This is a genomic window from Minwuia thermotolerans, assembly GCF_002924445.1.
GTDB lineage: Bacteria > Pseudomonadota > Alphaproteobacteria > Minwuiales > Minwuiaceae > Minwuia > Minwuia thermotolerans.
The window spans coordinates 112,203-122,376 of sequence record NZ_PIGG01000069.1; the positions used below are offsets into that span (position 1 = coordinate 112,203).

The 10,174-nt window shown below is 66.7% G+C and carries 4 protein-coding genes and 1 pseudogene; 2 read left to right on the forward strand and 3 right to left on the reverse strand.

What is annotated here, in order from left to right:
- Window positions 1-28 precede the first annotated feature (28 nt).
- Window positions 29-5,740, reverse strand: coding sequence for a matrixin family metalloprotease (locus tag CWC60_RS24220; RefSeq protein ID WP_109795810.1), 5,712 nt, complete (start codon window positions 5,738-5,740; stop codon window positions 29-31).
- A 249-nt stretch (window positions 5,741-5,989) separates the two neighbouring features.
- On the opposite strand from CWC60_RS24220, the gene CWC60_RS20605 reads away from it, so the two are divergent.
- Window positions 5,990-6,739 (forward strand): SEL1-like repeat protein, encoded by a 750-nt coding sequence (locus CWC60_RS20605; protein ID WP_109795811.1) that lies wholly within the window; start codon window positions 5,990-5,992, stop codon window positions 6,737-6,739.
- 48 nt (window positions 6,740-6,787) lie between these two features.
- On the opposite strand, the gene CWC60_RS20610 is transcribed toward CWC60_RS20605, so the two are convergent.
- Both CWC60_RS20610 and CWC60_RS20615 read right to left on the reverse strand, forming a co-directional pair.
- Window positions 6,788-7,795, reverse strand: a complete 1,008-nt coding sequence (locus tag CWC60_RS20610) for an NAD-dependent epimerase (RefSeq protein WP_109795812.1) — start codon at window positions 7,793-7,795, stop codon at window positions 6,788-6,790.
- 62 nt (window positions 7,796-7,857) lie between these two features.
- Entirely contained in the window at window positions 7,858-9,144 is a 1,287-nt protein-coding gene (locus CWC60_RS20615; protein ID WP_109795813.1) for a nucleotide sugar dehydrogenase, read from the reverse strand.
- A gap of 485 nt (window positions 9,145-9,629) precedes the next feature.
- Between CWC60_RS20615 and CWC60_RS20620 the strand changes: the two are divergent.
- Window positions 9,630-10,094 (forward strand): annotated as a pseudogene (locus CWC60_RS20620) (carbamoyltransferase N-terminal domain-containing protein); the annotation flags it as partial.
- Window positions 10,095-10,174: the final 80 nt, after the last annotated feature.

Here is a 10,174-nt window from a genome sequence, read left to right on the forward strand (position 1 = left end):
GAAGGCGGTCCCTGCGGACCGCCGACGTCTAGAACAGATCGCTTTCCTGCAGTCCGGTGACGCCGATCAGTCCGACGGTGGCGCCGTTGGAGAACGTCACCAGCGTGTCGTCGACCAGGGTGTCCCCATCGGCATCGGCGTCGGCCACCGAGTTGACGGTCAGCCCGACCAGGACGAAGCGGTCCGTGGCCTGTTCGAAATCCGTGATGATGTCGGCGTCCGTGGCGGCAATATCGGTGGCGAAGAGGAAAACATCGGCATCCGCGCCGCCACTCATCGTGTCGTTGCCGGCATTGCCCGAGATGGTGTCCGTGCCGTTTCCGCCATCCAGCACATCTGCGCCTGCCCCACCGTGCAGCTGATCTGCTCCGTCGCCGCCGGCGAGGCTGTCATTGTCGCCCCGGCCTTCCAGCAGATCGTCGCCCAGGCCACCGGCCATGGTGTCGTCGCCCGCCTCGCCCACCAGCCGGTCGTTGTCCGCATCACCCGAAACGCTGTCATTCCCTGCACCAGCGAACAGCGAGTCATTGCCGTCGCCGCCCGACATGGTGTCGGCGCCGCCGCGGCCGATCACCGTGTCGTTGCCCAGGCCGCCACTCACGGCGTCGTCGCCGATCCCGCCATCGACCCGGTCGGCGCCGTCACCTCCGTCCAGGCTGTCATTGCCGTCCTCGCCGAACACCAGGTCATCGCCGGTATTTCCGGTGATCGTGTCGTTGCCGATACCGCCCTGTATGGTGTCCAGCCCGGCGCCGCCATCGATGCTGTCCGCCCCCTCCTCGCCGAAGATGCGGTCGTTGTCGCCGCCGCCGCTGACGGTGTCATCACCGTCGCGGGCAATGACGGTGTCGTTGCCCTCGCCGCCGTCGATCAGGTCGTTGCCCAGGCCGCCATCCAGGCGATCGCCACCCAGGCCGCCGAAGAGCTGGTCGTCGTCGTCCTGTCCGAACAGCTTGTCGCCGCCGTCGTCGCCGATCAGGGTGTCCAGACCCGCGCCGCCGAGCAGGTCGTCGCCATCCGCGCCGCCCTCGATGCTGTCGTTTTCGGTGCCACCGTCCAGCCGGTCGATCCCTGCCCCGCCGAAGATCCGGTCCGCGCCGGCCTGGCCGAACAGACGGTCATCGCCCGCGTCACCGGCCATGGTGTCGGCGCCGTCATTGCCCTCCATGATGTCGGTGTCGTCGCCGCCCGACATGGAATCGTCGCCGGCCTCGCCGCGCATGTTGTCGACGCCCGCATCGCCGGCAATGGTGTCGTTGCCGATACCGCCGCGCAGAAAGTCGTTGCCGGTTCCGCCGGACATGGAATCGTCGCCCGCCTCGCCGAACAGCCGGTCCAGCGCCGCGCCGCCCGACATCGTATCGTTCCCGTCGCCGCCCAGCATGACATCGCCGTCGTCGCCGCCATCCAGGCTGTCGGCCTCGGTACCGCCATCGATCCTGTCCGAACCGGCGCCACCGACCAGCGTGTCCGCGCCCGCCTCGCCGAACATCTGGTCGTTGCCGGCGTCGCCCTGCAGCGAGTCGTTGTCCGCGCCGGCAAACATCCGGTCGTTGCCGGTCCCGCCGATCAAAGTGTCGTCGCCGTCATTGCCGAACATGAAGTCGGTGATGTCGCCGCCATCGATGAAGTCGTTGCCGCCGTCGCCGCGGAGCGAATCCACGTCGTCGCCGCCCAGGACGGAATCGTTGTCGTCGCCGCCGAAGATCGTGTCGCGCGCCAGCCCGCCCTGCAGCGTGTCGAGACCGGCATTGCCGAGAATAAGGTCGCCCGCACCGCCGCCGTCGATCAGGTCGTTGCCGACATTTCCGCGCAGGTCGTCGACGCCGCCCAGCCCGGCGATGATGTGCGAGCCGGCGCCGGCGAAGAAGGTATCGACGCTATCGCTTCTGACCCCAATCGAGAGAGTCTGGTCCGCGAAGGCAATGGTCTCGACACCGGTCAGCGTGTCCGCCCCCTCGCCGCCGATGGTATCGGTCAGCGTCAGCACGCCCAGCGTGGTCAGCCCATAGGTGAAATTCGCCAGATTGCCGGCGTAGCTGGCGCGGTCCGAGCCGGCGCCGCCGTCCAGCGAGTCGTTGCCCGAACTGCCATTCAGCGTGTCATCGTCATCGCCGCCAGCCAGGGTGTCGTTGCCGCCACGGCCATCGATTGCGTTGGCCCTCTCATCCCCCGTCAGGGAATCAGCGGCCTGGCTACCCTGAACATTCTCGATTCCCGCCAAGGTGTCGGACGCCAGATCACCGCCAAGGCCGAAGTCGTTGACGGTCAGCCCGGCAACAAGGTCGACAAGAATGCCGAAGGTGTCGTTGTTGAAGACAGCGACATCGGTTCCCAAACCGCCGTTCAGGACCACCCCGGTGCCGCCGCCATGCAGCGTATCATTACCTGTTCCGCCAGAGAGCGACGACTCGCCGGTCAGAACGTCATCACCTTCGCCGCCGAAAAGAGTGCTGAAACCAAACAGCGTGTCATTGAATGCAGACCCGATAACAGCCTCGAAATTCGAAAGCTGATCCGCACTGCCTTCGCCGTCATTTCCGGAACCATTGCCTCCGATGGTCGAGACATTCACGCCTGCCGTAGCGGTCGAGTAATCCACGGTGTCAACACCGTCGCCGCCATCCATGGAATCTGCGCCCGCGCCGCCCGTCAGCGTGTCGTCGCCCGCTTCACCGGAAAGGCTGTCGTCCCCGCTGCCGCCCGCGATGGAGTCCGCGCCCGCGCCGAGTGTGGCGAAGATCGTGGCGGCCGCCGCAGAGCCGTCGAACTGATCGGCATTCGCCCCGCCGCGGTACTCGATTTCCTCGACGGCACTGAGATCGAAGCTTTCGCCGCCGCCCGAGATGGTGTCGCCGCCCGCGCCGCTGACCGCGCTCAGGGCCGCCGTCCTGTCGTCGGCGTTGACCAGCAGGAACCGGTCGGCGCCTTCTCCGCCGATGACGGTATCGTTGCCGGTGCCGAGATTGGCGCCGAAGAGATCGTCGCCCCCCCGGCCGTCCAGCGTGTCGTTGCCGACGCCGCCGGAAAGGACATTGGCGTTGGCGTCGCCGGCAAGGTTGTCGTCGCCGGTGCCGCCCTCGATCCGCTCGATGCCGATGAGCGTGTCCGTCCCGTCGCCGGCCGCGGTCCCGGCGGCCAGGTCCGCGGTGATGCCGGCGTTCGAGCCTGTGTAGTCGGCGACGTCGAAGGCGCCGCCGCCGCCATCCAGAATGTCATTGCCCGCGCCGCCGATCAGCCGGTCGGTGCCGACCTCCCCGCGCAGCGTATCGTTGCCGTCACCGCCATCCAGGGTATCCGATCCGTCGCCGCCCGAGACGGTGTCCGCCCCGCCCGCCCCCTGCAGAAGGTCGGGACCCGCAAGACCTGAAATCGTATCGTCGCCAATGCCGCCGGCCAGCGTGTTGGCGTTCCCGTCACCGGTCAGCGACAGGCCGGCCGGCGCAAAGATGAAGTCACCGGCGGTCAGGCTGGCGGCGCTCTGACCGATGATCGAGATGCGATCGCCATTGCCGAAGTCGATGCGGGCGTTGCCGCTGACCTCGGTCAGGATCGCCTGGACGTCAGCGAAGTCCGTGACGTCATTGCGCGAGGAGATGTCGACGACATCGCCGGACCCGGCGCCCGCGGTGAAGCCTGTCAGGATGTCGGCGCCTTCGGTGTAGACGAAAATCTCGTTGTTGCCGGTCTGGCCCCCCAGCTGATCGTCGCCCGCGCCGCCGGCCAGCGTGTCCAGGCCGCTGCCGCCGCCGAATACGAAATCATTGCCGTCGCCGCCAAACAGCGAGTCGGCGCCGACGCCGCCGAAGACGAAGTCATCGCCTCCTCCACCGAACACGGTATCCGGACCGAATGTGCCGGGCGTGGTGGAGGACCCGGCTTCGCCCCGAAGCGTATCGTCGCCACCGCCGCCGTCGATGAAGTCGGCGCCGCCGACCCCCTCGATCGTGTCTGCCCCCGAACCGCCAAACAGGGCGTCGTTGCCGTCGCCGCCCAGGATGCTGTCATTGCCGCCGAGACCGTCGATCGAGTCGGCGCCTCCCAGCCCCTCGATCGTGTCGTCGCCGGCGCTGCCGGTCAGCGTGTTGGCATTGTTGTCGCCGGCTATTGCCTCTCCCGGAACGACCTGGAAGACGAAGTCCGATTCGGTCAGGTTGGCGATGTTCTCGCCAAACAGGATCAGCCGGTCGCCGCCGCCGAAATCGATGATGCCGTTGGCGCCGGATTCGAAGGCGATGGCCAGGATACCGGCGAAGTCGGTGACGTCTCCGCGGGCGCTGATGTCGATGACATCGTCGGCGCCGGCGCCACCTTCGAATCCGGTCAGGGAGTCATCGCCCTCGGAATAGATGAACAGTTCGTCGTTGCCTGTCTGGCCGCTCAACTGATCGTCGCCGGCGCCGCCGCTCAGCGTGTCGAATCCTGCATCGCCGAACAGCGTGTCCGAACCCGCGCCGCCGGTCAGGCTGTCGGCCCCGCTGCCACCCTGCAGCTGATCCCCGCCGCCGCCGCCGTCGATGGTGTCATCGCCACTGCCGCCGAAGATGAGGTCACCGGCCGACCCGCCGAGAATCTCCTCCGCCGCCGCCGAACCGGTGACGGTCGTCGCGGCGCCGCCGACGACCTGCACCACCTCGACATTGTCGTCCACGAAGTAGTTGAATCCGCTTGCCTGAACCGTGTCCCGCCCGGCGCCGGCCGCCTCGAAGACGGCATCGTTGGCATTATCGACCACGTAGATGTCGTCGCCGAGGCCGCCGGAGAGGACATCCTCGCCCGAGCCCCCATCCAGACTGTCGGCGCCGCCGCCGCCGGAAATCTTGTCGCGCAGCGCGCCGCCGGAAAGCGTGTCATTGCCGTCGCCGCCCTGCAGCACGTCGAGGCCGGCGCCCCCCGTCAGAACGTCGTCCCCCGCCAGGCCGAACAGCGCGTTGTTCGTTCCCGCGCCTGTAATGGTTTCTCCGGCCGCGGTGCCGCTGACTTCGGTCGGGTCGGCCACCGTCCCGGCATTGCCGTAGATCGACTGCACGCCGTTGATGTCGTCCGCCAGCAGCCCCGTCAGCGTGTCGTTGTAGAAGGCGTTCATGACCGCGAGGTTGGTCTCCTCGTGGTCCAGCCCGATGGCGTGGCCGATCTCGTGCAGCGCCACCAGGAAAACCTGAAAGCCGTTGGCGGGGCCGGCCGTCGACGTCTCCCACGCCTCCGAAGTGTCGAAGGCGACCTCGCCGTTCAGCGCGTCCGTGGCGCCGTTGCCGCCGATCAGGTCCAGGCCGCGGTACTCGCCGGGTCCGAAGGCGAAGGCCAGGGTGCCGTTGACGCCGTCGATGAACTGGCCGCCGAAGCGTATGTCGCCGATCGGATCCAGCCCGGCCTCGCCGCCCTCGTCCTCCACCCTGACAAAGCGGATGTCCGCAACCGCCTCCCAGGCGTCGAAGGCCGCCTGGATGTCCACCTCGAATCCGCTCGGCATGAAATCCGCCAACGGGGTTATGGCAGTGCCGTCCGACGCCGAGAGGGTCTGGGTGGCGATGCTCCAGGTCACGACCCCACCCGGGTCGCCGGGATCGCCCCCGCCCCACTTCGTACCGAAGGTGACAAAAGCGCCGTCTGGCCCGTTCAGCGCCGCACCCTGGTGATCGAAGCTCTCATGATCTTGCCCGCAATGGGCGCAGATCACCGGGACTGCCATGTCCTCGACCAGCGGGACTGCCGGCGCGATCAGCAGTGGATCGTCATCCATGTCACACCCTCATATCAACCGCCCCCGGATGGACGACGACGATCTCCGACCCTTTCGACACAACCTACCATCAGCGGCCCGAACTGTCGCCCCGGGGCGGCGGAGACGGATGAAGCCGCCGTCACGGTCTGGCACGGCCGCCCGTCCCCGGGCCATGGGATTCCAGAAATCCCTTGATCTCCGACACATCGCTGGCCCATATCCGGGCGGTATCAGAGGGTCGTGAAGCGGGTAGCGGGGGCAAGCGAAATGGCAAATACATTGAAGATCTTTCTCATCGTGATCGCGCTCGCCGGGATCGCGGCGATCGCCTATTTCCTCTATGCTGAAGACGCCGCCGAAATGGTCGGCATGGACGCCGGTACCCGGGCCGTGTCCGTCGAACGCGACGAGCCGTCAGCGGCCGCGGACGATTCCGCGGACCAGACGTCGATGGCGGCCGAGGAGAAGCCCGCCGCAGCGTCGGCTGAAGCGCCCGCCCCGGTGACCGACGCAACCGGAGGCGTTCAGGACCTTGCGGCGCTGAGCGCCGAGGAACTGGAACTCCGCTACGAAGGCCTGGAGGAGGACGCAAGGCGGCTGTTCGTCGACGATTACGTCGCGGCCGTCGGCGAGGAAAAGGCCATCGAATTCTCGCGTGAATTCCGCAGCGGCCCGGTGGCAGAGCGCAACAGGGCGCTTTCCTTCGATCTCGCCCGCGCCGCCGTCGAGAAGTTCGATTCCCGCATCGGCGCCTTCGTCGCCGGGACCGAACTCTACAACGGCGTCGGCGTGGAACGGGATCTGGCCGCCGCGCTGGCCTATTTCGAACGCCCCAGCCTCGAGGGTTCGGACAATGCCGACTACTGGCGGGCGCTGATCCTTGCCGATCAGGGCTACGCCGACGGCGATAAAGAGGCCGCCGTCGCTATCCTGAACCGGATCATCGAATCCCCCGACAGCAACGATTCCCTGAAGGAGCAGTCCCGGGATCTGCTGGCCGAAATCGAAGCCCGCTAGGGTTTCGGCCGCCTCGAGCCGCTCCGCCGCGAGGACGGAACGGCCAGGCTATTTCCCGTGATAGTCGCGGTACCAGGCGACATAGCGGCGGACGCCCTCCTCGATCGGCGTGTCCGGCGTGAAGCCGATCGCCGCCTCCAGCGCCGCCGTATCGGCCCAGGTTGCCTGGACGTCGCCCGGCTGCATGGGCAGGAATTCCTTCGCCGCCTCGATGCCCGTCGCCTGCTCCAGCAGGCCGATGACGTGCATCAGGTGCTCCTGTCGGGAGTTGCCGATGTTGTAGACCCGGGCCGGCGCCCAGCTCGTCGCCGGATCGGGCGCCTTCGGATCGAAACCGGGATCCGGCGCCGCAGCCTGCGGCACCAGCCGCACCACGCTCTCCACGATGTCGTCGATGTAGGTGAAGTCGCGGATCATGTCGCCATTGTTGAAGACTTTGATCGGCTTGCCGGCGTAGATCGCGTCCAGGAACAGATACATCGCCATGTCGGGCCGGCCCCAGGGGCCGTAGACGGTGAAGAAGCGCAGGCCCGTCGTCGGGATGCCGTAGAGCGAGCTGTAGGCATGCGCCATCAGCTCGTTGGCCTTCTTGGTCGCCGCATAGAGGCTCTTCGGGTGGTCGACATTGTCGGAGACCGAGAAGGGCAGCTTCTCGTTGCCGCCATAGACCGAACTCGACGAGGCATAGACCAGATGCGCGACTTCGCCGTGACGGCAGCATTCGAGAATGTTCATGAAGCCGACGATGTTGCTGTCGATATAGTCGCGCGGCGCCTCCAGCGAGTGACGCACGCCGGCCTGTGCGGCCAGGTTGACCACGTGGGTAAAGCGATGCTCGGCGAAAGCGTCCTCGATCACCTGACGGTCCTCCAGCGCGGCGCGGACGAAGGCGAAGCGGTTATGACCGCGCAGGCGCGCCAGCCGCGCCTCCTTCAGGCGGACGTCGTAATAGCTGTTGAGATTGTCGAGACCGACAACGCGCACGCCGTCGCGCAGCAGGCGCTCGGCCACATGATAGCCGATGAATCCGGCCGCGCCCGTCACCAGCACGGTCATCGTCCCATCCGCAGCCGTCATGTCGTCCGTTCTCCCGCTTTCCCGCGTTGCGCCGCGCGCGCTCACAGGCTCCAGTAGACCTGAGAGGGTTTCAGCCGCGCCCGCGGCAGCCGGCTCTTGATGTCGACGACGATGCTGTCATCGCCCAGCCGGTCGATGACCCAGGCCGCGTCGTCCTTCAGATAGGCGTCGTGCGGCACGGCGAGGATCACGCAGTCGGCGTCCAGCACGTCGTCGTCGCCGCACAGTGTCAGCCCCAGTTCCTCGCGGACCTCCGCGGCGCCGACCACCGGATCGTGGGCCACCACCTCGAGACCGTAATTGCCGAGCTGCCTGACCAGAGCCTCGACCTTGCTGTTGCGCAGGTCCGGCACGTTCTCCTTGAAGGTCAGCCCGAGGATCGCCGCCTTGCGGCCGGGCGCCTTGCGGCCGTGGCGGTAGAGCAGTTCCAGCACCTTCTGGGCCACGAAGCCGGCAACGCTGTCGTTGATGCGTCGGCCGGCGCTGATCATCTGTGTGTGGAAGCCGAGCTGCTCGGCCCGGTGGGTCAGGTAATAGGGATCGACGCCGATGCAGTGGCCGCCGACCAGACCGGGCCGGAACGGCAGGAAGTTCCATTTCGTGCCGGAGGCGCGCAGCACGGCCTCGGTCTCGATGCCCATGCGGTCGAACAGCATCGCCAGTTCGTTGACCAGGGCGATGTTGATGTCGCGCTGGATGTTTTCGATCACCTTGGCGGCCTCGGCGACCTTGATCGATTCGGCCGGGTGCGTGCCTGCCTTGATCACGGTGTCGTAGAGCGCGCGCACGCGACCCAGCGTTTCCGCGTCCTGGCCGGAGACGACCTTGACAATCCGCTCCAGCGTATGTTCGCGGTCGCCCGGATTGATGCGCTCGGGCGAATAGCCCAGCTTGATCTCCTCGAACAGTTTGAGCCCCGATATCCGCGCCAGTTCGGGACCGCAGATTTCCTCGGTGACGCCGGGATAGACCGTCGATTCGATGACCACCAGATCGCCGGGGCGCAGGTGCGGCCCCACCAGACGGCAGGCGCCCAGCAGGGCCCCGAAGTCGGGCACGTTGGCGCTGTCGACCGGCGTCGGCACCGCGAAGATGTAGACCGTCCTGTCCGCCAGACGCTCCGGTTCGCAGGTGAACATGCCTTCGAGCCCGGCCAGGCCACCGTCCTCGACTTCGCCCGTGTGGTCGTGGCCGCCCGCCAGCTCCTCGACCCGCGCGCGGCTGATGTCATAGCCGACGACATCCAGGCCGGCCCGCGCAAACGCCACGGCCAGCGGCAGCCCCACATAGCCCAGACCGACCACGGCGATCCGTTCCGAAACCGTCATGCTTGTCCCTGTTCCTCTGCGCCTGAGGCCCCAATGGCGGGCACGGGACGCCCGGTATAGTCATTCGCAATGGAACAATCCATAGGGGGAGAGGCGAGCGGCGGACAAAGCCCGAAGGGGTCGGATCGACACAATCGCCACATCATCGAGGACTCGTCGCAGCCTCCCTCCGCGACCCAAAACATTCCTGCTCTGGAACGCGGATCACTAATCGCCGGCAACCCCGAGTCCGGGTCTGCCTTCGGACTTTGCTGCGGGTGGCACGTGTGGTTATAAGACCCGAGCCGATTCCAGCGGAGTTCAGAAGCCCCAATGTCGAAGACCACTGCAGCGGATGCCTCCCTTGATGATGAAGATCGCCGCCTCAGGATCATCAGGGAACTGATTGCCATGGCCGAGCCGATCCCCAGCCGGGAAGGCGAGAGCACATGGACGGACCGCCGTCGCCACCGCTTCGACCTCTCGAATCCCTATGGTGACCAGCGGTGATCATTCTCGGCCTGTCCTGCTACTATCACGATGCGGCCGCAGCGCTGATCCGCGACGGTCAGATAGTGGCCGCCGCGGAGGAGGAGCGGTTTTCCCGCCGCAAGCATGACAGCCGGTTCCCGGGCCTGGCGATCCGCTACTGCCTCCGGGAAGCAGGTATCGAAGCCGGCCAGATCGACGCGGTCGCCTTCTACGAGAAGGAATTGCTGAAACTGGAGCGCGCCCTTTCGGTCGCGAAGTCCTATCCGCAGTCGGACCTCTCCGTCGTCGACCGGCACGTACGCCACTACATCCACGAGGGAGCTGATCTGCCGGCCCTGCTGAAGTCGGAGATCGGCTACGAAGGTCCGGTCCACTACTCCGAACACCACCTTTCCCACGCGGCCGCGGCATTTGATGGGTCCGGTTACGACAATGCGGCAATTCTGACCGTCGACGGTGTCGGCGAATGGGCGACAACCGGCCTCTACCACGGCCATTGTCCGTCGTCAGATAAAATGGGCGTCTTGACGTGATGTGCCTTTGGAGGATCTGGCTCATC

Bases quoted from the DNA above. Each gene is read 5' to 3' on its own strand.
- CWC60_RS24220 (WP_109795810.1), bottom strand. From the start codon at position 5,740: ATGGATGACGATCCACTGCTGATCGCGCCGGCAGTCCCGCTGGTCGAG.
- CWC60_RS20605 (WP_109795811.1), top strand. From the start codon at position 5,990: ATGGCAAATACATTGAAGATCTTTCTCATCGTGATCGCGCTCGCCGGG.
- CWC60_RS20610 (WP_109795812.1), bottom strand. From the start codon at position 7,795: ATGACCGTGCTGGTGACGGGCGCGGCCGGATTCATCGGCTATCATGTG.
- CWC60_RS20615 (WP_109795813.1), bottom strand. From the start codon at position 9,144: ATGACGGTTTCGGAACGGATCGCCGTGGTCGGTCTGGGCTATGTGGGG.